Raw genomic sequence first — 22,274 nt, forward strand, 5'->3', positions numbered from 1 at the left:
GGTTAATTTCAATTTCAAGATGATGCGTATTCTATGATTTCATTTTTGTTATTGCTTAACTAATTCAATTTAACATTATTTACATACAATGAACTCATTAAAAAAAATAATGATAGCAATACTTCTATTGTTATCAGTAGTGGTATCCAACGCACAAATTAAAAATGCTAAAATAGAGTCCGTTAAAATTTACGGAAACTGCGGAATGTGCGAAGCCAAAATAGAAAAAGCAGGTAGTCTAAAAAATGTCGCAAACGTTGACTGGAACGCAGATACAAAAATGGCTGTCCTTAGTTATGATTCTAAAATAACCAGTCAAGACGAAATACTCAAACGTATTGCATTGTCAGGTTATGACAGTGATAAATTTCTTGCTCCAGATGATACATATTCAAAACTTGCAGGATGTTGTCAATATGATCGTGAGGCAAAAGTTCCTGTTAAAACAGAACCAAAAAGCGAAATGACAGGAATGGAAAGCAACAGACTTTCAACAACAGCTGAAAATCAAACCGTAAATCAACTACAGCCAGTTTTGGACAATTATTTTTTACTGAAAGATGCTTTAGTAAAAACAGATGCTAAAACAGCTTCTGAAAAAGCAGCAGCATTATTATCTTCGATTACTGCAGTGAAAATGGAAATATTAAAAATGGATGAACATGTGATTTGGATGAAAATCTTAAAAGATTTAACTGCCGATTCCAAAAGTATTTCTGAAACACAAGATATTAAGAAACAAAGAGATTTTTTCAAATCATTATCTAAAAACATTTATGAATTGATTAAAGTTTCCAAACCTACTGAAGCGATCTATTACCAATACTGCCCAATGCAAGATGCCAATTGGCTAAGCAAAGAAAATGCTGTTAAAAATCCTTACTATGGCTCACAAATGTTGAGTTGTGGTAAAACTATAGAAACAATAAAATACTAAAAAGATGAAAACACTAATTATTGTATTAAGTGCATTTTTTGCATTTAATTCAGCAGTAACAGCACAAACTGTTACAAAAAAGGAAGAACAAAAAACAATTTACGTTTGTCCTACACATCCTGACAAAACAAATTCAAGCTCAGGTAAATGCCCACAATGTGGGATGGATATGGTAAAAGTCACCGAAAAAATTGATTTGCACCCGCTAAAAGGAAGTCAGCCTCAAAGTAAAATTGTGACAAAATATGTTTGTCCTATGGATGGATCAACTTCTGATAAACCTGGTAAATGTTCTAAATGTGCAATGGCAATGGTAAAAACCACTGAAAAAATTGATTTGCACCCGCAAAAAGGAAGTCAGCCTACGAATAAAACTGTGACAAAATATGTTTGCTCGATGGACGGCACAACTTCTGATAAACCTGGTCAATGCGCTAAATGTGGAATGGGTTTGGTAAAAGTCACCGAAAAAGTTGATTTGCACCCTCAAAAAGGAAGTCAGCCTCAAAGTAAAATTGTGACAAAATATGTTTGTCCTATGGATGGTTCCACTTCAGATGTACCTGGAAAATGTCCTAAATGCGGTATGGATATGACGCAAACAGAAGACCATAAACACTAATCTAATCTTTCAATAACAAAAAAAATAAAAATGAAAAATATAATTCTTTCAGCAATAGCAGTAGCAATCACAATGGTTTCTTGTAATCAAAAAAATAAGCAAGAAGAAACAGTTAATTCAGAAACAAGTAAACCTGAAACTGCAACTGTAAAAGTCAATCCTACTTCTTTTTCCATTAAAGAAATTGTAACGAATTATTTGTCTTTAAAAAATGCTTTGACTAAAGACGATTCTAACGCTACTGCCGATGCAGGAAAAGCATTGGTGGAGACTTTGGGAAAAATCGATATGAAAAAATTATCTGGTGAACAGATGAAAACCTATATGGATATTGCCGATGATGTTAAAGAACACGCTGAACATATTGGGGATAATGCGGGGAATATAGCACACCAAAGAGAGCATTTTGTATTGATGAGCAAAGACATCAACGATTTGATAAAAACTTTTGGAACAGAACAAAAGCTGTATCAGGATTTTTGTCCAATGGCTGATGAAGGAAAAGGAGCCATTTGGATAAGCGAGCTGAAAGACATCAAAAACCCTTATTTTGGTTCAGAAATGCTTACTTGTGGTTCAGTGAGAAAAGAATTCTAAGATGAAAAGAATCTTCAAAAAAATACTTTTTATTGGATTAATTATTTTTTTGCTGATGCAGTTATATCAGCCTGCTCGTAATTTAGGTTATAGGCAGGATATAACTGCTAATTTCACAAAAGTATATAATGTGCCTAAAAATGTAAAAAACATTTTACGAACCTCTTGTTATGACTGCCATAGCAATTACACCAACTATCCTTGGTATTCAAACATTCAACCCGCTCGTTTTTTAATGGAGAGCCATATCAAAGAAGGAAAAGAAAATTTGAATTTTAATGAATGGGGAAACTATAGTAGCCGAAAGCAAAAGAATAAATTAGATAGAATTGTTAAAGAAATAAAATCTAATGAAATGCCTTTGGCTTCTTATACTTTAATCCATAAAAACGCAATACTTTCCAGTAGTCAAAAACAGGAAGTAATGAATTGGATTGAGAAAACTAGCGATAGTCTTTCATCTAAATACTAAACATTATGGTAGAAAAATTAATATCATTTTCATTAAAAAACAGATTACTCGTCTTGCTCGTTTCGGCCTGTTTATTTGCTTGGGGTGTTTATAGCGTGCAACAAAATCCCATTGATGCCATTCCTGATTTGTCCGAAAATCAAGTAATTGTATTTACGGAGTGGATGGGAAGAAGTCCACAGGTTATTGAATCACAGGTAACTTATCCTTTAGTTTCTAATCTTCAGGGAATTCCAAAAGTTAAGAATATTCGTGGTGCTTCTATGTTTGGAATGAGCTTCGTATACATTGTTTTTGAGGACAATGTTGATATTTATTGGGCAAGGACAAGGGTTTTGGAAAGACTTAATTACGCCCAACGTCTTTTGCCTCAAAATGTAGTTCCTACACTTGGACCTGACGGTACAGGTGTTGGTCACATTTTTTGGTATCATTTGGATGCTAATGGTATGGACTTGGGAGAACAAAGAGCCTTGCAGGATTGGTACGTGAAATTTGCATTGCAAACTGTTCCAGGGGTTGCTGAAGTGGCTTCTTTTGGAGGTTTTGAAAAACAATACCAATTGGTTTTGGATCCTTTGAAAATGCAATATTATAAAGTCACTATGATGGAAGTGATGAATGCCGTCAAAGCCAATAATAATGATGTGGGAGGACGGAAATTCGAAATGAGTGATATGTCATACATCATAAGGGGTTTGGGGTATATAAAAAACATAAAGGACGTAGAAGAAATTGCCATCAAAAATTACAATTCTATTCCGGTGCGGGTAAAAGATATCGGTTCCATTCAAATGGGAGGCGATTTGCGTTTGGGTATTTTTGATGAAAATGGCACAGGAGAAGTCGTTGGTGGTATCGTAGTTATGCGATACGGAGAAAATGCAGATAATGTCATAAAAGCGGTCAAAGCCAAAATGAAAGAAGTGGAGAAAGGACTACCCGAGGGCGTAACTTTTAAAACCTCTTATGACAGAAGCGAATTGATTGAGAAAGCAATTGAATCTGTCAAAGGAACGCTAATCGAAGAAATGATTGCCGTTTCAATAGTGGTGTTGCTTTTTCTTTTTCATTGGCGAAGCGCATTAATTATCTTGATACAAATACCAATTTCGGTGGCGGTTGCCTTTATCTTCCTGCAGGCTTTTGGAATTTCTTCAAATATTATGTCGCTCACGGGAATTGCTTTAGCAATTGGTGTTTTGGTTGATGACGGAATTGTAATGGTAGAGAATGCGTATAGGACAATTTCTGAGAAACAGGAAGAAATGGATAATAACCAATAAGTTACGTAAAATGAAAGATAAACTGAAAAATATATTCAAAAAAGAAAATGACCCGTTATCTTCCGATGAGAAACTGAAGCTAATTGAATCCTCTTCCAAATTGGTTGGACCGGGTGTTTTTTATTCGACAATAATAGTAATTGCTTCATTTTTACCCGTATTCCTGCTTACGGGAATGGAGGGTAAATTGTTTAGTCCATTGGCTTGGACAAAATCTTTTATACTAATTGTGGATGCGTTTTTTGCGATTACACTTACTCCTGTGCTGATTAGTTTTTTACTTAAAGGCAAACTTCGTACAGAAAATAAAAATCCGATAAACAGAAAATTGGAAAGCATTTATACTCCAATTTTGACGCTTTGTTTAAAATGGAGAAAAACAGTTTTGGCAGTCAATATTGTGGCGCTGTTAATTGGTGTGTTAATGTTTACAAGACTTGGTTCTGAATTTATGCCTCCGCTCGACGAAGGTTCTGTTTTATTTATGCCTGTAACATTGCCCGATGTGTCCAATTCTGAAGTGAAACGAATTTTACAGGTTCAGGACCGATTGATAAAATCAATTCCCGAAGTGGCTCACGTTTTAGGAAAAGCAGGAAGAGCCAATACAGCAACGGACAACAGCCCCATAAGTATGATTGAAACAATTATTTTGCTGAAGCCCCACAACGAATGGAGAGAAGGCAAAACAAAAGCGGATATTATAAATGATATAAACAATAAACTGCAAATACCGGGAGTAACTAATGGATTTACACAGCCTATTATCAATCGTATCAATATGCTTTCGACAGGTATCAGAACCGATGTGGGAATAAAAATCTACGGGGAAAATTTAGACACCATTAATGCTTTATCACAAAAAATAAAAATGGCATTGGATGGAACTTCGGGAGTAAAAGACTTGTACGCTGAACCTATTACGGGCGGAAAATACATTGATATTGAACCCAAAAGAGAAGTTATTGGCAGATACGGACTAAGCATCGATGATATTAACAATGTAGTGGAAGCTTCAATTGGAGGTATGAAACTCACCACAACCATCGAGGGAAGACAGCGTTTTTCGGTAAACGCACGATATGCACAAGAATATCGAAGTAGTATTGAAGCCTTGAAAAAGCTACAAGTACAAACAATGGATTTTGGCCCAATTCCTTTGGAAACGGTTGCCGATGTAAAAATAAGCGATGGCCCGCCAATGATAAACAGCGAAAATGCAATGCTTCGTGGAAGTGTATTGTTTAATGTTCGTGACCGTGATTTAGGAAGTACCGTCAAAGAAGCACAGAAAAAACTGAATGAAATGATAACCAAAATGCCCAAAGGGTATTATGTGGAATGGAGCGGTCAATGGGAAAACCAAATCAGAGCCAACAAAACATTGGGTTTAATTCTGCCAATTGTTGTCGTGATTATTTTCCTCATTCTCTATTTCACTTATCATTCTATGAAAGAGGCTTTGATTACAATGATAACGGTTCCGTTTGCATTAATCGGGGGAGTTTTTATGGTGTATTTCTATGGGATTAATTTATCGGTGGCTGTAGCAGTCGGTTTTATTGCTTTGTTTGGTTTGGCTGTCGAAACAGCTATGTTAATCACTATATATTTGAATGAAGCGATGAACAAAATGGTCGAAAAACACGGTAACAGCAAAGAAACCCTAACAGAAGAAATAGTGAGAGAGTATATTATTGATGGTTCTGCCAAACGATTACGTCCAAAACTGATGACAGTTTCTGTTTCATTATTTGGATTAATCCCCATTCTTTGGGCAACGGGAACAGGAGCAGATGTGATGCTCCCAATCACTGTTCCGCTCATAGGAGGAACAATTACTTCAACAATTTATGTATTATTAGTAACCCCGGTTGTTTTTGAGATGGTGAAACTTCACGAGTTAAGAACAAAAGGAAAAATTAGTCTCATAGATGCAAAACATTAAATTTTATATCGCCCTGAGTTGTTTGGTTTTAAGCTTTACAAATACTAAAGCCCAAACACTTACTTTGGATAATGTCTTGAGTACCATCAAGACAAATAATCCCCAACTGAAAATGTACGATGCCGATATTCAGAGTATGGATGCTTCGGCCAAAGGAGCCAGAAGTTGGATGCCACCGCAAGTGGAAACGGGTTTCTTTATGACTCCGTACAATTCCAATCTATGGAAAGCCGACGAAATGGGGCCAGGAATGGGGAGTTATATGTTGGGAGTAACTCAAATGATTCCGAATGCTTCTAAGCTAAATGCCAATGAAAATTTGATGAAAGCAATGTCATCAGTCGAAAGTGAAAATAAAAACTTCACGCTCAATCAATTAAATGCATTGGCCAAAACCTATTATTATGAATGGATTATCATTAAGAAAAAAATAAAAATTGCCCAAGACAATCTTTTGCTTTTAGATTATATGATTAAGAGTATGGAAATACGCTATCAATATAATATGGACAAATTGCCGTCCTATTACAAAGCGAAATCGCAATATGCCACTTTGCAAAGTATGATTGTGATGTTGGAAAATGATGTATCACAGCGAAAATATATGCTCAATACATTAATGGCTCGTAATAAAAACGAGGATTTAGAAATTGATTCCAATTACGAGATTAAAGATTTCAATCTCTTCGAAACCGATTTGTCTCCCTACATCAACAACCGTAGTGATATCAAAGCCATTGATAAAACCAAAGAAATCAACAACCTGAAAATAGAGGTTGAAAAAGTGGCAACCAGACCTGAATTTGGTGTAAAATACGACCATATGTTCGCTTTTGGCAATCAGCCACAACAATTTTCATTGATGGGAATGGTCACTATTCCAATGCCTTATTCAACCAAAATGAACAAAGCCAATATGGAAAGTTATCGCATCAAAAACGAAAGTTTGGATTGGCAAAAACAGATGATTGCGAACGAAGCAAGCGGTATGATAAAAGGAATGAATGCTGAGTTTTTGAACCTGAAAAAGCAATACCAAATTACGCAAGAAAATATTATTCCGGCTTTGAAACGAAATTATGATACAGCTATTTTAGCTTGGCAAAATAACACCGGAGATTTATTTGTGGCATTAGAAGCTTGGGAAGCTATGAATATGACTCAAATTGATGCTTTAGACAAATTAAAGTCGATTTTAGCTACACAAGTAGAAATAGAAAAACAACTTGAAATCGAAAAATTATGAACAGATATTTAAAATTTGCAATACTATTTTTGGTCGTAGTTTTTATTGGAATTGCAATCTATTTCTTTGCAACAAAATCAGGAAAACATTCTGAAATGGAACATCAAAATGAGGTTTACACTTGCTCGATGCACCCTGAAGTTATCAAAGACAAACCGGGCAGTTGTCCTATTTGCGGAATGACTTTAGTAAAAAAAGTAACCGAAGACCATTCTGAAAAAAATGACTCTATCAACGATCTTTTGAAACCTACTGATAGTTTTGTTGTGGGAAATTATCAAACCACAACGGTAAAAGACACAGTTATAAATAGCGAAATCAGTTTACCCGGAATAGTGAGTTACGATCCGAATTCATCTGTAAATATTTCAGCGAGAATAAGTGGTAGAATTGAAAAAATGTACGTCAACTATAAGTACCAAAAAGTAACCAAAGGACAAAAAATATTTGAAATATACAGCCCTGAATTATTGAACGAACAGCAAAATTTTATCTATTTGATTTCCAATGACAGTCAAAACACATCGATTATTAATTCCGCCAAGCAAAAATTATTACTTTATGGAATGTCCAATAATCAAGTTAACACATTGGCTTCCGCTAAAAAAGTGAATCCTGTAATCGTTATTTACAGTCCCGCTAACGGAATCATCACGGGAACCGAAAAGATGACTAGTTCTAGTGTTTCTCCTATGTCCAATACAAGTAGCAACACAGAAACTTTGGATATCAAACAGGGAAACTATATTAAAAAAGGGGAAGTTGTTTTCAAGTTAGCGAATACCGATAAAGTTTGGGGTATTTTCAATGTTTTGCAAGGTTACAATAGCCTTATTAAAATCAATCAGTCTATTGATATTTCTTCTGAATTGGATGAAAAGAATAGTATTTATTCAAAAATAAATTTTGTGGAAACACAGTTGAATCCAACTGATAAAACCAATAGGATTCGGGTGCATTTGAATAATTCAACTATAAAATTGCCCATTGGAACAAGATTACAGGGTGTTGTGCAATTAAATTCCACAAAGGGAATTTGGTTGCAAAAACAAACTTTGGTTAGTTTGGGCAACAAAAAAGTTGTTTTTATAAAATTGGACAATGGCTTCAAAGCAACAGCAATACAAACGGGTATTGAAATTGATGATTTTGTTCAAATTATTGGAGGCGTTTCTGTGGGAGATACAATTGCTAAAAACGCACAATATTTAATTGACAGCGAAAGCTTCATTAAAACCGAATAAAGATGAAGACATTAAAAATAATAACTTTACTATCAATACTACTTATGGTAATGATAGCTTGCAATTCGAAAAACAAGGAAGATCATAGTGGACATAAAATGACTGATGAAACAACTTTCTACACTTGCTCGATGGATCCTCAGATAAAAGAAGACAAACCAGGCAAATGTCCCATTTGTCATATGCATTTAACTCCCGTAAAACTCGATAAAACTAACTCAAATGAAATAAGTTTAAGCAAACAGCAAATCCGATTGGGTAATATTAGTCTTCAGTCTATTACAACATCCCAAAGTAGTGTAAACCAAAATTACACGGGTACTTTAGCTATAAATCAGGATAAAATCAATTCCGTTTCATCAAGAGCGATGGGGCGAATTGAAAAATTATTTTTCAAAACAGTTGGAGATTATGTTGCCAAAAACCAAGCGGTTTATCAATTATACAGTGAAGATATCGCCATAGCCAAACAGGATTATTTCACGGCATTCAAGCAACTGTCAATGCCAGGAGATTTTGGGAAAAACGCAAAAAACATGCTAGCCAGCGCGAAGCAAAAACTTCTTTTTTATGGTCTTACCAATGCCCAAATTGAAAACATTAAAACCAATAAAGAGGTTTCACCAAATACCATATTTTACAGTTCTCATAGCGGAACAATTTCTGAAATTGTAGCTACAGAAGGAAGTTATGTAATGGAAGGTTCGGGAATAATAAAAATCGCTGATTTAAACAGCCTTTGGTTAGAAACACAAGTAAACGTAAACTATGCCAAAAACCTTAAAATAGGTCAAAAAGCCAATGTTACTTTTAGTGATTTCCCAGATAAAACAATAAATACCCAAGTTGCCTTTATCAATCCTGAAATAAATCCAGATACCCGATTGCTGTTAATTCGAATGGAAATTCCAAATCAGGGTTTACAGTTAAAACCGGGAATGCAGGCGGTTGTAAAATTGACACAATCAAATGCTAAAGGACTTTTTATCCCGATTGATGCAGTTATTCGAGAAGAAAACGCTTCCTATATTTGGGTTGAAAAAAGACCGGGAATATTTGAAAATGTTATGGTAGAAACAGGAATAGAAACCAATGGAATGATTGAAATCAAATCCGATTTGGATCCGTCAAAAAAAGTAGTGATTACAGGTGCTTATGCCATAAACAGTGAATATAAATTCCGAAAAGGAAGTGACCCAATGGAGGGGATGAAAATGTAAAAATACTCATTGGGCATCGAAAATAATCAAGCTCTTAAAAAAGAGTAAAATGGTTGGGGAGAATTACATAAATCAAAAAAATAATAGTATAACAATTTACAAAACAGTAAACTATATATTTATATAACAGAAAGTAATCTGTAAATTAAAATCCGATAAAATGAAAAAAATAATCTTTTCAGCCATAGTAATGGTATTTGTATTGGTTTCCTGTAACCAAAAAAACAAAGAAGCTTCAACGGATCATTCTAATATGATGAGCAACGATAGTACAATGATGGATAATGACAGTATAACGATAAACGACAAAAACAGTACAATGAAAAATCATGAAAAAATGTATGCATGCCCAATGCACCCGGAAGTGCAAGGAAAACTGAATGACAAATGTTCAAAATGTGGGATGAAATTAACAGAACTTGTTCCTGAGAAAAAAGAAGAAAACAAATAACACCTAATTTGGGGAAGAAACTATAATTAACCTTGTTATGAACTTAGCAGGGTTAGTTTATATTAATTAAACCTGTTTACTATGAAAATTTATATCAAAAATATGGTATGCGGCCGTTGTAAAATGGTAGTAAAGTCTGTATTTGAAAGTATGGGAATTAATCCTTTTTCAGTTGAGTTAGGGGAAGTTGAATTGAAAAGTGATATTAACGAAAATCAAAAAAGCGAATTGTTAAAAAAACTTCGTGCAATTGGCTTTGATTTAATTGACAATAAGAAAAGTAAAACAATCGATAAGATTAAAACATTGATTATTGATTTGGTTCAAAATAAAAACAATGATTTGAAAAGTAACTTATCCAGTTATATTTCACAAGAACTCCATCAAGACTATAACACCTTGAGTAATCTGTTTTCGGAAGTTGAAAATACTACTATAGAGAAGTATTTCATCAATCAGAAAATTGAGAAAGTAAAAGAATTGATTATTTATGATGAATTATCTTTAAGCCAAATTGCCTACTCTTTAAATTATAGTACTGTTTCGCATTTGAGTAATCAATTCAAAAAAGTAACTGGCTTTTCGCCAACTTACTTCAAGAACATAAAAACCATTAAAAGAAAGCAAATAGAAGATTTGTAAATCTTGCATATCATACCCAAAATTGTGCAAATGCAAAAAACAATTATGATAGAAATTTGTATTAAAATAATATAGAAGATGATACATACTTACAGCATTACCGGTATGACTTGCGATGGTTGTCGCTCTAAAGTCGAAAAAGCATTGAATACTATTGAAGGAGTTGAGGCAAAAGTTGCATTAAATCCACCCATCGCAACTATAACTATGGAAAAACATATTCCAACAACACAGTTACAAGAAGCATTGACAGCAGTTGGGAAATACACCATAGAAATGAATAATGGCAAGATCCTAGTACAGGCACCAGCTAATGAAACTACAGCAAAATCCTGCTGCTCTACGCATTCTCATGAGCATAAAAAAGAAACTGTTATACCAAGCAATGCTCAGGGAAAATACTACTGTCCAATGCATTGTGAAGGCGAAAAACTATATGACAAAGCAGGCGACTGTCCTGTATGTGGAATGGATTTAGTAAAAGCACCCGATTTAACAGTTAATAAAGCCTTATATACTTGTCCGATGCATCCTGAAGTAATTAGTGAAATACCAGGTTCGTGTCCTATTTGCGGAATGGATTTGGTACCGATGGAACCTAGTGATAGTGAAGACCAAAAAACTTATAAAAATTTAGTCAAGAAAATGAAAGTGGCAGTAATTTTTACCGTTCCTGTTTTTGCTATCGCAATGATAGAAATGATGCCAAACAACCCATTACTTAAAATAATGGATGCTACAAAATGGAATTGGGTACAATTTATTCTGACACTTCCTGTTGTTTTTTATGCGTGTTGGATGTTCTTTGTTCGTGCCTTCAAATCTATTATTACTTGGAATTTGAATATGTTTACCCTTATCGGTATAGGAACTGGAGTTGCTTTTTTATTTAGTTTGGTCGGCATGTTTTTCCCAGACATTTTTCCTAGTGAATTTAAAACAGAACATGGGGCAGTATTACTGTACTTCGAGGCTACAACAGTTATTCTGACTTTAGTTTTATTGGGGCAACTACTCGAAGCCAGAGCACACAGCCAAACCAGCGGAGCTATTAAAGCATTACTTAAATTGGCACCAACTGAGGCTACTTTAGTAGCAGATGGAGGTGACAAAGTAATTTCTATTCATGATATCAAAAAAGGTGATTTACTGAGAGTAAAACCCGGAGATAAAATTCCAGTTGACGGAAAAATTACCGATGGAGAAAGTAGTATTGATGAAGCTATGATTACTGGCGAACCAATACCCGTTGACAAAAAGAAAGATGATAATGTTATTGCCGGAACCATAAACGGTAACAAGTCCTTTGTAATGATTGCCGAAAAAGTAGGTTCAGAAACTTTGCTTTCCCAAATAGTGCAGATGGTAAATGATGCCAGTCGTTCAAGAGCACCAATTCAAAAATTAGCCGACAGTATCGCTAAATATTTTGTGCCAGTAGTGGTGATTATCTCCGCAATAACATTTTTCGTTTGGGCAAAATTTGGCCCAGAACCAGCATTGGTTTATGGATTCATTAATGCAATTGCGGTATTAATTATTGCTTGTCCTTGTGCATTAGGATTAGCTACGCCAATGTCGGTAATGGTTGGTGTTGGTAAAGGTGCGCAATCTGGTGTACTTATAAAAAATGCTGAAGCTTTAGAAAACATGAATAAAGTTAATGTGTTAATTACTGACAAAACAGGAACAATAACCGAGGGGAAACCTTCTGTTGAGAAGATATTTTCTTCAAATAATGAAGAAAATAATTTGCTTAAAAACATAGCTTCATTAAACCAATACAGCGAACATCCATTAGCACAAGCTGTAGTCAATTATGCTAAATCAAAAACAGTTTCATTAATCGAGGTAAAAGATTTTGAAGCCATTGCAGGCAAAGGAGTTATTGGAACTGTTGACGCTAAAAAAGTAGTATTAGGAAATAAAAAACTAATGGAACAAGTCAAAGCAATCGTTTCAGATGATTTAGAAAATAAAATTATTGCTGAACAAAAATTAGGTAAAACGGTTTCATACATAGCTGTTGATGGTATTGCTGTTGGTTTTGTATCAATTTTCGATGCCATTAAAGAATCAAGTGCAGTAGCCATTAAAGAGTTAATGCGTCAGGGTGTTGAAGTAGTAATGCTTACTGGAGACAATGAAAACACAGCTAAATCGGTTGCTGATGAATTGGGGTTGACGTCATATAAAGCAGGATGCTTACCCGAAGACAAACTCAAAGAAATTAAAAAATTGCAAGCAGAAGGCAAAATTGTGGCGATGGCAGGCGATGGTATAAATGATGCTCCAGCATTGGCACAAGCAAATATTGGAATTGCAATGGGAACAGGAACAGACGTAGCTATAGAAAGTGCTAAAATAACTCTAGTAAAAGGCGATTTGCTAGGTATCGTAAAAGCCAAGAATTTGAGCCACGCTGTAATGCGAAACATCAAACAAAACTTATTTTTTGCTTTCTTCTATAATGTTTTAGGAGTTCCAATTGCAGCGGGAGTTTTGTATCCATTTTTTGGAGTTTTATTATCGCCAATGATTGCAGCTTTAGCAATGAGTTTTAGCTCGGTTTCTGTAATTGTAAATGCTTTGCGATTAAGAAGTTTGAAATTATAAAAAGCATTAGAAATAATTTATAGCTGTATAAAAAATGAACAACCTTACTCAAATAATCCAACAATACAAAGTTGATACCGAAAGTGTTTACAACACTTGGTTTGTAGATAACGACCAACGATTAAAAGCATTTAGGACTATTCGGCGAGGTGTTTTACAAGTTATTGAGGATATTAAAAACAAATCGTTTCCAAATGATTTTAAAGGCAGTAGTTTAGAATTTGTATTAAGTTGTATAGCAGAACAAAAACAAGTCTTTGTTGGCGTAGCACATCCTTTTTATTGGAAACCAAAATTAAGAATTCCAGATATTTACGAAAACCAAAACAATAAAATTGCTTTTGGTCAATTTCTCGAAAACTGCATTAATGCCAAAACGGAAGAACAAGTAGTAAAAGAAATTGTAAAATTGGATGAATTAAAAATAAAAGGTCTTGGCCCGGCTGTTGCAAGTATTTTATATTTTTTGCATCCAACTTGGTTTCCTCCATTCAATACGGCCATTCTTAATGGATTTAATTTTATATACAAAGACAAAAAGAAATTAGGCAGTTGGACAGAATATTTAAAAATAAGAGAAACTTTAATCGAAACTAACAGTAAACATAAATCTGAATTATCAAATGATTTAGGAGCCATTGCGGGATTATGTTTTGAAATTGGAACACAAAAAATGCTTATTGGGAACGATGAATATTTAAGCGAAGAAGAACGCAATAAATTTGAAAAGAACATCTTAAAACGCCAAAAAGAAATCCAAGAAGAAAAGTTAGCAGAAAATCTTCATAACGAAATGCAATATCATTTATTAAAAATTGGAGTTTCATTGGGTTTTGATGTAACACCAGCGAGTAATGATAAGAGCAAATCGTTTGGTGGACAAAGTTTTTCATTTATATCAATAAATAAATTTCCAGAACTTCACACAGATAAAGACACACAAAATACCATAAAACTAATCGATGTTTTATGGTTTCAAAAAGGAAGTAACAAAATTATTGGAGCATTTGAAGTCGAAAAAAGCACTAGTATCTATTCGGGAATATTACGTTTATCCGATTTGTATTTTAGTATTTCTAATGGAGAAGAAGTCTTTTATATTATTATTCCAGACAGTCGGGAGAAAGATGTTATTCAACAACTCAACCGACCAGTTATAAAAAACTCAAAAATGAACATCAAATACATACTGTTTTCAGAATTAAGGGCGAATTGTGATGCGATTTGCAAGTTTGGAACTGACCATTCTATTATGGAAAAAATCGCAAAATCAATTTAAAAAATAACTATGAAAAATAAAACACATTGGGAAAACGTGTACGATACGAAACTGCCTAACGAAGTAAGTTGGACTCAAGAAAAACCTGAAACTTCTTTGCAATTAATTGCAAATTGCAAATTACCCAAAACAGCCAAAATTATAGATATCGGAGGAGGAGACAGTAACTTGGTAGATTATCTTTTAGAACAAGGTTTTGAGAATATTACAGTTTTGGATATTTCTGAAAAAGCTATTGAAAAAGCCAAATTCCGATTAGGTAAATTATCCGAAAAAGTGAAATGGATTGTTTCCGATATTACAGAATTTCAACCCGAAGAAACGTATGATATTTGGCACGACAGAGCAACCTTTCATTTTCTCACTGAAAAGGAACAAATTGAAAAGTATAAAACACTTGTTCAAAACTATGCAAGTAATTATTTAATAATGGCTACTTTCTCTAATAATGGACCATTAAAATGCAGTGGATTAGAAATTAAACAATATACCATTCGAGATTTAGTTGGTTTATTTTCGGATAAATTTAAAATTATTGACAGCTTTTATCAAGACCATCAAACACCATTCAATACAGTGCAAAATTTTGTGTTTTGTATTTTTAAAAGAATTTAAAAAATCAAATAATGAAATTAAAATTATCAATTATACTATTATTTCTTGTGTTGAGTGCATCAGCCCAAAAAATCGTTCGCTACGATTTATATGTTCGAGATACAATTGTAAACTTTACAGGCAAACCAAAAAGAGCCATTGCCGTAAACGGACAAATACCAATGCCTACTTTAACATTTACTGAAGGCGACATTGCAGAAATTTATGTGCATAATGAGTTAAATGAAGATACTTCTTTACATTGGCACGGCTTATTTTTACCCAACAAAGAAGATGGTGTACCGAATTTGACACAAATGCCAATAAAACCTCATACTACACATTTGTATAAATTTCCAATAATACAACACGGCACACATTGGTATCACAGTCACACAGGATTACAAGAACAAATCGGAATGTATGGAAATTTTGTAATGCTCAAAATAACGACTGACCCAACTTTTAGAAATGGAATTGATGATTTACCAACCGTTCCAATTGTTTTGAGCGAATGGACGGATATTAAACCGGAAAACGTACACCGGATGTTGCATAACGCAAACGATTATCCAGCAATAAAAAAAGGAACAACCCAAAGTTACACAGAAGCTATAAAGCAAGGGTATTTTGGTGTAAAAGTAAAAAACGAGTGGAAGCGGATGAATGCAATGGATGTAAGCGATGTATTTTATGATAAAATCCTCATGAATGGTAAGCAAAGTACGGACGTTAAAAGTATTGATGGCAAACCTTTAAAAGGAGGTGATAAAGTTCGTTTGAGAATTTCCAACGGTGGGGCATCTTCCTATTTTTGGCTTACCTATGCAGGAGGTAAAATTACCGTTGTTGCAAACGATGGTAACGATGTCGAACCAGTAGAAGTCGATAGATTAATTGTTGGAGTTTCTGAAACTTACGATGTAGTTGTGACTATTCCTGCGGATAAAACGGCTTACGAATTTTTGGCTACCACCGAAGATAGATTATATTCAGCCTCTTATTTTATTGGCGATGGTATCAAACAACTTATAGAGCCTCTTCCTAAGCTTAAATATTTTGAAGGGATGAAAATGATGAACGGAATGATGAAAATGAACGGCGACCTTGACGATATGGGAATGCAAATGAGTCTCAATCAAATGGATATGAACGTGGTGATGTACCCGGAAATTACAGGTGAACAAAAAAAGAAAGCCGATAAAAAAATGGTGGATATGAAAATGACCGAAGCCGATTATAACAGTAATGCTCTTTCGGATATTACAACCTTAAATTATGCAATGCTGAAATCGCCAACTAAAACTACACTCCCAAAAGATGCTCCAGTAAAAGAGTTAAAATTTGAACTCACAGGAAATATGAACCGCTATGTTTGGAGTTTAGATAACAAAGTTGTCTCAGAAGCTGATAAAATTTTAATTAAAGAAGGTGAAAATGTCCGCATTACAATTTATAATAATTCGATGATGCGACACCCAATGCACTTACACGGGCACGATTTCAGATTATTGAATGGTCAAGGCGATTATGCACCATTAAAAAACATTGTGGACATTATGCCAATGGAAACCGATACCTTGGAATTTAATGCAAATGTAAAAGGTGATTGGTTTTTTCATTGTCATATCTTGTACCATATGATGAGCGGAATGGGCAGAGTTTTCAGTTATGAAAACCAAGCACCAAATCCCGAAATCCCAAACCCAAAACTTGCACAACGTAAATTGTTTGCAGACGACAGGAAATTTCATTTTATGGCAGAAAATGATTTTGCAACAAATGGTAACGATGGAGAAGCAATGTACCAAAGTACTCGTTGGAGCATTGGAACAGAATGGAGATTAGGATATAATGATATGCACGGTTACGAAACCGAAACCCATATTGGAAGATACATTGGCAAAATGCAATGGTTGATGCCGTTTGTTGGTTTTGATTGGCGTTACAGAGTAATGCCTGATGGTGAAGTTGAAAAAAATATGTTCGGACAAACAAATACAAAGGATAATCGGCATTTTTTAAGTGTTGGTGTAAATTATACTTTACCATTGTTAATTGTAGCACAAGCAGAAATATTTACGGGAGGTTATTTTAGAATACAATTTGAACGAAAAGATATTCCTATTTCAAAACGATTAAGAATGAATTTAATGTGGAATACGGATTATGAATATATGGCAGGTTTACGATATATTCTAGGAAAAAATATGGGACTGACAACACACTATGATAGCGACATGGGTTGGGGTATTGGAGTAAGTTTGAATTATTAATTCAATTAAGCATATAGAGCTTCTTAGTTTCTAGGATAATCAAATTGAAACTAGGATAACACGCCCAAATGGCGTCAAAATCTCGAAAATCTTATAATTTTCAGTTTTTTGTTTTGCGAATTGCTTGAATGGATATCTTTTTTTATTATCTCTTTTTAATCAGGTATTCTAAATCAGGATCATTTTTAATACGCTCCAATTCAGTTTCAATAATCTGAACAATATCCTGTTTTATCTGGCGGTAATTGGCCTCTATTTCCTGTTTCATATTGTCTTCTCCATTCTTCGTTACAAATGATAAAATCTCTGGTATCTTTTGATATGCTTTGGTTTCAGCAGCTACTTTTTCATTGTCGACAAGAATTTCAGCATGGAATATTTTCTGCTCGATACGTTCGTCAAAATTATCCGAAACTGCTCCCACAAAGATACCTTGTGTCAATGTAGATATTTTAGATGCAGGAATGAGGCTGTCCAATTGAGTAGAAATTGATGTCGAGGTATCATTACGGTTGATTGATAAACTTTGTCTTTTCTGCAATACTTTTCCAAAACGCTCCGAAAGGTTTTTGGCAGTTTCACCAACTACTTGACCACTGAAAATATTACCTACAGTATTCTGAATTACCTTGCTTTCTTTGTCGCCATAATCACGGGTTAATTGCGAAAAATCCTGAAAGCCGAGACATACTGCAACCTTATTGCTTCTTGCTGTTGCAATCAGATTATCCAGTCCTCTAAAGTAGATTGTGGGCAGCTCATCTATAATAACCGAACTCTTTAATTGTCCTTTTTTATTAATGAGTTTTACAATACGTGAATTGTACAATCCCAGCGCAGCAGAGTAAATATTTTGTCGATCTGGATTGTTTCCTACGCATAAAATTTTAGGTTCTTTAGGGTTGTTTATGTCTAGTGAAAAATCATCTCCAGTCATAACCCAATACAATTGTGGACTAATCATTCTTGATAAAGGGATTTTTGCTGATGCAATCTGTCCCTGCAATTGGTCTTGTGCTCCGCCTTGCCACGCGTCCATAAAGGGTGATAGATAGTTTTCCAGATCAGAATAGGAAGTTAGAATAGTGAATACGTCCGAATACTTTTTATTTAGTAATTCAATGGCGTGAGGAAACGTACAGTATTTGCCGTTTTCATAGATTTTCAGATACCAAATGATGGCAGCCAATAAAATAATTGGAGATTCTACAAAGAAATCTCCCTGTTTCTGTATCCAGCTTCTGTTAAGATTCAGCATAATAGTGTAAGCGGATTCATAAGCATCGGATATGTCTGTCATAAAATCAGGATTTATGGGGTTGCAACGGTGGCTTTTTCTTGGGTCGTCAAAGTTGATGATGTAGAATTTCGGTTTTACCTTGTATTTATTTGCATGTTTTAGCAAATGGTTATAGGCAATTGTAGAAAGGTCGTCGAATTTAAAATCATAGATATAGATTGAAAAACCTTTTTCAATATGCTGTTTGATATAGTTATTTACAACAGCATAGGATTTGCCTGAACCGGGTGTACCTAATACAATGGTTGCCCTAAAAGGGTTTACAATATTAATCCATCCATTATGCTGTTTTTTATTGTACCAGAACTTAGTCGGCAGATTCACGGAATACTCGTTTTCCATTAGTTTGGTTTCCTGCATAAAACTTTCGTTCTCATTATTGAATACATCGTCCATTAGGTTGGTACGGAGCAGCCGGCTAATCCAAACTCCTGTTACCATCAGCGAGATATAACCCAAACCTGTGGTAAGGATATAAAGAAATGTAGCGATGTTTAATGGCAGTTTTAATAAAGGTGTGTTCAGAAAAAACAGCACAAACCCAATTCCCAACGTCACATATATTTTAGACCATGTTATTTTTTCATTCTTGACACCTTTTGTTCCCAAACAACTCAAAGCCAGCAAGAGCAAAGCAAATATTTTGGTATAAAGCGTATGGGAAAACAGGCTCACCGTTCGATCAAAGTTTCTCAATATTTTATTGACTACCTCCAGTGTCCAGCTTCTTTCTAAAAAGAACCCATAACAGAACCAGTAAAAGTGCATCAGCACAATCAGTATACTTACCGCTCTCATAAATGCCATAATCTTGGCTAAACCTCTTAAATCGTCTTCTCCCTGCATTTTTCAAATATTAAATGTTCGGTCGTTAATTTAAAGGATGTGCAGAGTGGCTATAAAAAAGTGGCAGACATTAGCGGTGCGTGACAGTGTTTGGCGTTAATTGGTTCCAATCAAGTTCAGATTTTATAACGATTTTTTTATTAAATTTAAACTCTTGATTTTTTTGACTTACTCATCAATTTGATAATCAATATTAAAGGAAATAATATGAATTGGAATAATCCTGACGCTGATCCTGGAGAAAGTGAAGAGGACTATGAAGCCCGGAAAAGAGAAGAAAGTGAGGCTGCTACAGGGCTAATGTTTATGGTCGTTGAGGGTTTTATTTTTGTCTTAAAAATAACTGCTATTTTCGGTATGTTTTTTTATGTCGGATTTTTACTGTCTCAAAAGTTCTGGGGAGAGGAAACCGACAAATTTAAAATTTGGAGTTTCTCCTTATTATTTACCTACCTTATTTTCTGCATTATTTATTTCTTTAAAGGAACTATCATTGGCTTGCAGGCAAAGAAGAGGAAATTATGGATATTACCGTGGGTAATCTGTGTGTTAATATGCTGTATTATTCCCGCATTTATAGTAAAATCATTCGTTGCTGGTATGTTCAATCTAACAGAACGACAAGGTTTATTGTGTATTGGATTGAGTTGGGGAGCATTTATACTTTTTTCATTATATGTTTATGGTATTTATCAGTTCAAGACGCCAACTGTTCCGAAGATTTTGTACTGGAGCTATGCTTTGGGATTGAAAGTGTCTTTATAATCATGAGTTCAAAATAAACAACAAAACCTACTGACCTCTTTTACGTTTTCTCTTCTTTTTCATCTTATTGGCAAAATCCTGTTCTTCGTAATCTTCTCCCTTTGCTTCGGGAAGTAAGCCACTAAATGTTTCGATCAAACTGTCCTTGTGCTTATCAGTATCAAGGAAGTCGAACAAATGATGTGGTTGTTCTACAGGAAGATCTGTATCATTTGGTTTTGATATTTTAGATTGTAGTTCAACTGGCTTTTTAATGTCGGGTTTGATATTATGGTTCCAATAATCATTAAAGGTATTGGCAGAAAGTTCTTTGCCCAAACGTGAACCGTTCCAAATTGCTTTAGAATTATGGTCTATAAAAGTTATTCCGTAAATACGTCCTGTGTCATTTCTTCGTACCACTACGTTAATGCCCTGTTCGCCTAATCGCTTTTTAAAAGCCTGCTCATCACTTGTTGATTGCAGGGCAATGGTAACAGTAGCTTTAATGGTTGGCTTTGTCGGGTGGTCTTTCAAAGCCTCTTTGCTTTTTGCAAAATGTAATTCCAAAGTCGGTAGCCCTGCATTCTTTCCGAATAAGGAAGCCTTGAACGGATGTCCAGCTCTTTCTCCTTTTTCATTTAAAGGAATGTACAATAAGCCTTGGCGAATTTTCCCCTGCAATTCTCCCTCTACTTTTTCAATAGTAATATTAAAAAGGGAAAGCAGTGCATTGTATTCTCCCAGTGTCTGGAACTTATAATACTTAGTTAGGTGACGGACAACCGAAGCAATCTGGCTTTTTATATCTCCTATTTGGTAATTCACAGGATGGAAAATATTATCATTTTGCTTGTGCTCTTTCTCTGTAGCTGATAGAAGTCCGTATTTACTTTCGAGTTCACGACATACATTCATAGATCGTCTTTTTTCGAACTTATCCGAAATCTTTTTGCCTTCTTCATCCACACAAACTGATACAATATGAATATGGGTGCGATCAATATCCGTATGCTTGAATACTACAAAAGGTTGTTCCCCATAACCCATTTCCTGCATATACTCCTGAGCTATTAGTTTGAACTTTTCATCACTTACATTATCCTTTGGGTCAGGATTAAGAGAAATATGCAAAGTTTGCTTTTCGGTATTACGGTTGGCAATCAGATAAGGTTCAAAAGAGCGAACCAACTGAGCAACGGAATACTGTCCATTAGGTGTTTCTATTATTCTGTTAGTAAATAGAATTTGCCCGTTTTCTTTTTCCACTTTGAGTTGATTGTATGCCAATGCACCATATAAATTGCTTCCTCTTCCGATTTTTGCTATCATTTCAGTACTATTTTTTCAAATGTTTGGCTTCAAATTCTTCTGTGAGCTGGATTATTTTTTGACATAACACTGCCATTTCAGCCGTTTGCTTTTCCAATTTGTAGAGATAAGCTGCCGCTTTTTTCTCTGAAAAATTGCGATAAAGTAGTTTTACAATTTGATTGTAATTCACGCCAATAGAGCGGAACTGGTTGTGAAAAGAGGTTAGCCTCATATAAAAATCCAACACAGCTTTGTCTATTTTAACCGTTTTAATTTCCCTTCCAAACAATACGAAAATGATAAATTTTGCTTTATTGGTCATTCCCGATGCTTCAAAAAGAGATAATAATTTGATATTTTCTTCGTCCGTAAGACGAAAAACGTGGCGGTGAATACTCGGATCGTTCTTCGGAGTTCGTCCGCCTTTATTCTGTTTTTTATTACTGTTTTCGTTCATCACTAATCCATTTTTAACTTCAACAAAAATCCTGACTTCGGAAGGGTTTTCAGCTCCCGGCAGGGCAAGTTGTTTTGAGGCACGAACGGAGTTTGGAGTGCCTCAAAACACAACTTGCCGTGTTCTGGCGAACACAAAAATCCGCCCTGCGGGACGGATTAAATAAAGCAGGGAAAAACGGCT

19 protein-coding genes are annotated in these 22,274 nt (G+C 34.7%); 16 read left to right on the plus strand and 3 right to left on the minus strand.

What is annotated here, in order from left to right; all coding sequences use genetic code 11:
* Window positions 1-88 precede the first annotated feature (88 nt).
* From DOS84_RS10965 to DOS84_RS11035, 15 genes are all read left to right on the plus strand, one after another.
* The gene (locus tag DOS84_RS10965; protein WP_111410166.1) at window positions 89-937 is read left to right on the plus strand and encodes a DUF3347 domain-containing protein; all 849 of its coding nucleotides are present in this window, start codon (window positions 89-91) and stop codon (window positions 935-937) included.
* 4 nt (window positions 938-941) lie between these two features.
* The gene (locus DOS84_RS10970) at window positions 942-1,559 is read left to right on the plus strand and encodes a heavy metal-binding domain-containing protein (RefSeq protein WP_111410167.1); all 618 of its coding nucleotides are present in this window, start codon (window positions 942-944) and stop codon (window positions 1,557-1,559) included.
* 30 nt (window positions 1,560-1,589) lie between these two features.
* The gene (locus DOS84_RS10975) at window positions 1,590-2,156 is read left to right on the plus strand and encodes a DUF3347 domain-containing protein (RefSeq protein ID WP_111410168.1); all 567 of its coding nucleotides are present in this window, start codon (window positions 1,590-1,592) and stop codon (window positions 2,154-2,156) included.
* A 1-nt stretch (window position 2,157) separates the two neighbouring features.
* The gene (locus tag DOS84_RS10980) at window positions 2,158-2,628 is read left to right on the plus strand and encodes a heme-binding domain-containing protein (RefSeq protein ID WP_111410169.1); all 471 of its coding nucleotides are present in this window, start codon (window positions 2,158-2,160) and stop codon (window positions 2,626-2,628) included.
* Window positions 2,629-2,633: 5 nt separating this feature from the next.
* Complete coding sequence (locus DOS84_RS19385; protein ID WP_111410170.1) at window positions 2,634-3,914, plus strand: efflux RND transporter permease subunit; 1,281 nt, start codon at window positions 2,634-2,636, stop codon at window positions 3,912-3,914.
* A 10-nt stretch (window positions 3,915-3,924) separates the two neighbouring features.
* On the plus strand, window positions 3,925-5,862 hold the full coding sequence (locus DOS84_RS19390) for an efflux RND transporter permease subunit (RefSeq protein ID WP_024981693.1): 1,938 nt from the start codon (window positions 3,925-3,927) through the stop codon (window positions 5,860-5,862).
* Window positions 5,849-7,108: a TolC family protein gene (locus DOS84_RS10995; protein WP_111410171.1), complete on the plus strand. Its 1,260-nt coding sequence runs from the start codon at window positions 5,849-5,851 to the stop codon at window positions 7,106-7,108. Before DOS84_RS19390 ends, DOS84_RS10995 begins: the two co-directional genes overlap by 14 nt.
* Complete coding sequence (locus DOS84_RS11000; protein ID WP_111410172.1) at window positions 7,105-8,352, plus strand: heavy metal-binding domain-containing protein; 1,248 nt, start codon at window positions 7,105-7,107, stop codon at window positions 8,350-8,352. Before DOS84_RS10995 ends, DOS84_RS11000 begins: the two co-directional genes overlap by 4 nt.
* A gap of 2 nt (window positions 8,353-8,354) precedes the next feature.
* Window positions 8,355-9,572: an efflux RND transporter periplasmic adaptor subunit gene (locus DOS84_RS11005; RefSeq protein WP_111410173.1), complete on the plus strand. Its 1,218-nt coding sequence runs from the start codon at window positions 8,355-8,357 to the stop codon at window positions 9,570-9,572.
* Between the two features lie 160 nt (window positions 9,573-9,732).
* Window positions 9,733-10,023 (plus strand): heavy metal-binding domain-containing protein, encoded by a 291-nt coding sequence (locus DOS84_RS11010; protein ID WP_111410174.1) that lies wholly within the window; start codon window positions 9,733-9,735, stop codon window positions 10,021-10,023.
* An 81-nt stretch (window positions 10,024-10,104) separates the two neighbouring features.
* Window positions 10,105-10,665 (plus strand): helix-turn-helix domain-containing protein, encoded by a 561-nt coding sequence (locus DOS84_RS11015; RefSeq protein WP_100844404.1) that lies wholly within the window; start codon window positions 10,105-10,107, stop codon window positions 10,663-10,665.
* A gap of 78 nt (window positions 10,666-10,743) precedes the next feature.
* On the plus strand, window positions 10,744-13,281 hold the full coding sequence (locus DOS84_RS11020) for a heavy metal translocating P-type ATPase (protein WP_111410175.1): 2,538 nt from the start codon (window positions 10,744-10,746) through the stop codon (window positions 13,279-13,281).
* A gap of 34 nt (window positions 13,282-13,315) precedes the next feature.
* On the plus strand, window positions 13,316-14,560 hold the full coding sequence (locus DOS84_RS11025; protein ID WP_111410176.1) for a hypothetical protein: 1,245 nt from the start codon (window positions 13,316-13,318) through the stop codon (window positions 14,558-14,560).
* A 9-nt stretch (window positions 14,561-14,569) separates the two neighbouring features.
* Complete coding sequence (locus tag DOS84_RS11030; protein ID WP_111410177.1) at window positions 14,570-15,175, plus strand: class I SAM-dependent methyltransferase; 606 nt, start codon at window positions 14,570-14,572, stop codon at window positions 15,173-15,175.
* A gap of 11 nt (window positions 15,176-15,186) precedes the next feature.
* Complete coding sequence (locus DOS84_RS11035; protein ID WP_111410178.1) at window positions 15,187-17,430, plus strand: multicopper oxidase domain-containing protein; 2,244 nt, start codon at window positions 15,187-15,189, stop codon at window positions 17,428-17,430.
* A 145-nt stretch (window positions 17,431-17,575) separates the two neighbouring features.
* Here the strand turns inward: DOS84_RS11035 and mobC are convergent, their stop codons facing one another.
* Window positions 17,576-19,576 carry a conjugal transfer protein MobC gene (gene mobC, locus DOS84_RS11040; protein ID WP_111410179.1) on the minus strand — a complete coding sequence of 667 codons (2,001 nt, stop codon included), beginning with the start codon at window positions 19,574-19,576 and terminating at the stop codon, window positions 17,576-17,578.
* 207 nt (window positions 19,577-19,783) lie between these two features.
* Between mobC and DOS84_RS11045 the strand changes: the two genes are divergently transcribed.
* Window positions 19,784-20,341, plus strand: coding sequence for a hypothetical protein (locus DOS84_RS11045; RefSeq protein ID WP_111410180.1), 558 nt, complete (start codon window positions 19,784-19,786; stop codon window positions 20,339-20,341).
* 27 nt (window positions 20,342-20,368) lie between these two features.
* On the opposite strand, the gene mobB is transcribed toward DOS84_RS11045, so the two are convergent.
* Together mobB and mobA are read right to left on the minus strand one after the other, a co-directional pair.
* Window positions 20,369-21,652: a conjugal transfer protein MobB gene (gene mobB / locus DOS84_RS11050; protein WP_111410181.1), complete on the minus strand. Its 1,284-nt coding sequence runs from the start codon at window positions 21,650-21,652 to the stop codon at window positions 20,369-20,371.
* A 7-nt stretch (window positions 21,653-21,659) separates the two neighbouring features.
* Entirely contained in the window at window positions 21,660-22,091 is a 432-nt protein-coding gene (gene mobA / locus DOS84_RS11055; protein WP_100844412.1) for a conjugal transfer protein MobA, read from the minus strand.
* Window positions 22,092-22,274: the final 183 nt, after the last annotated feature.

It is taken from the genome of Flavobacterium aquariorum (genome assembly GCF_003254745.1).
In the GTDB taxonomy this organism is placed as follows: domain Bacteria; phylum Bacteroidota; class Bacteroidia; order Flavobacteriales; family Flavobacteriaceae; genus Flavobacterium; species Flavobacterium aquariorum.

Excerpts from the sequence above, each read along its gene's own strand:
- DOS84_RS10980 (WP_111410169.1), top strand. The coding sequence starts at position 2,158 with ATGAAAAGAATCTTCAAAAAAATACTTTTTATTGGATTAATTATTTTT.
- mobB (WP_111410181.1), bottom strand. The coding sequence starts at position 21,652 with ATGATAGCAAAAATCGGAAGAGGAAGCAATTTATATGGTGCATTGGCA.
- DOS84_RS11020 (WP_111410175.1), top strand. The coding sequence starts at position 10,744 with ATGATACATACTTACAGCATTACCGGTATGACTTGCGATGGTTGTCGC.
- DOS84_RS10970 (WP_111410167.1), top strand. The coding sequence starts at position 942 with ATGAAAACACTAATTATTGTATTAAGTGCATTTTTTGCATTTAATTCA.
- DOS84_RS19390 (WP_024981693.1), top strand. The coding sequence starts at position 3,925 with ATGAAAGATAAACTGAAAAATATATTCAAAAAAGAAAATGACCCGTTA.
- DOS84_RS11005 (WP_111410173.1), top strand. The coding sequence starts at position 8,355 with ATGAAGACATTAAAAATAATAACTTTACTATCAATACTACTTATGGTA.
- mobC (WP_111410179.1), bottom strand. The coding sequence starts at position 19,576 with ATGCAGGGAGAAGACGATTTAAGAGGTTTAGCCAAGATTATGGCATTT.
- DOS84_RS10975 (WP_111410168.1), top strand. The coding sequence starts at position 1,590 with ATGAAAAATATAATTCTTTCAGCAATAGCAGTAGCAATCACAATGGTT.
- DOS84_RS10995 (WP_111410171.1), top strand. The coding sequence starts at position 5,849 with ATGCAAAACATTAAATTTTATATCGCCCTGAGTTGTTTGGTTTTAAGC.
- mobA (WP_100844412.1), bottom strand. The coding sequence starts at position 22,091 with ATGAACGAAAACAGTAATAAAAAACAGAATAAAGGCGGACGAACTCCG.
- DOS84_RS10965 (WP_111410166.1), top strand. The coding sequence starts at position 89 with ATGAACTCATTAAAAAAAATAATGATAGCAATACTTCTATTGTTATCA.
- DOS84_RS11015 (WP_100844404.1), top strand. The coding sequence starts at position 10,105 with ATGAAAATTTATATCAAAAATATGGTATGCGGCCGTTGTAAAATGGTA.
- DOS84_RS11025 (WP_111410176.1), top strand. The coding sequence starts at position 13,316 with ATGAACAACCTTACTCAAATAATCCAACAATACAAAGTTGATACCGAA.
- DOS84_RS19385 (WP_111410170.1), top strand. The coding sequence starts at position 2,634 with ATGGTAGAAAAATTAATATCATTTTCATTAAAAAACAGATTACTCGTC.
- DOS84_RS11045 (WP_111410180.1), top strand. The coding sequence starts at position 19,784 with ATGAATTGGAATAATCCTGACGCTGATCCTGGAGAAAGTGAAGAGGAC.
- DOS84_RS11010 (WP_111410174.1), top strand. The coding sequence starts at position 9,733 with ATGAAAAAAATAATCTTTTCAGCCATAGTAATGGTATTTGTATTGGTT.
- DOS84_RS11035 (WP_111410178.1), top strand. The coding sequence starts at position 15,187 with ATGAAATTAAAATTATCAATTATACTATTATTTCTTGTGTTGAGTGCA.
- DOS84_RS11030 (WP_111410177.1), top strand. The coding sequence starts at position 14,570 with ATGAAAAATAAAACACATTGGGAAAACGTGTACGATACGAAACTGCCT.
- DOS84_RS11000 (WP_111410172.1), top strand. The coding sequence starts at position 7,105 with ATGAACAGATATTTAAAATTTGCAATACTATTTTTGGTCGTAGTTTTT.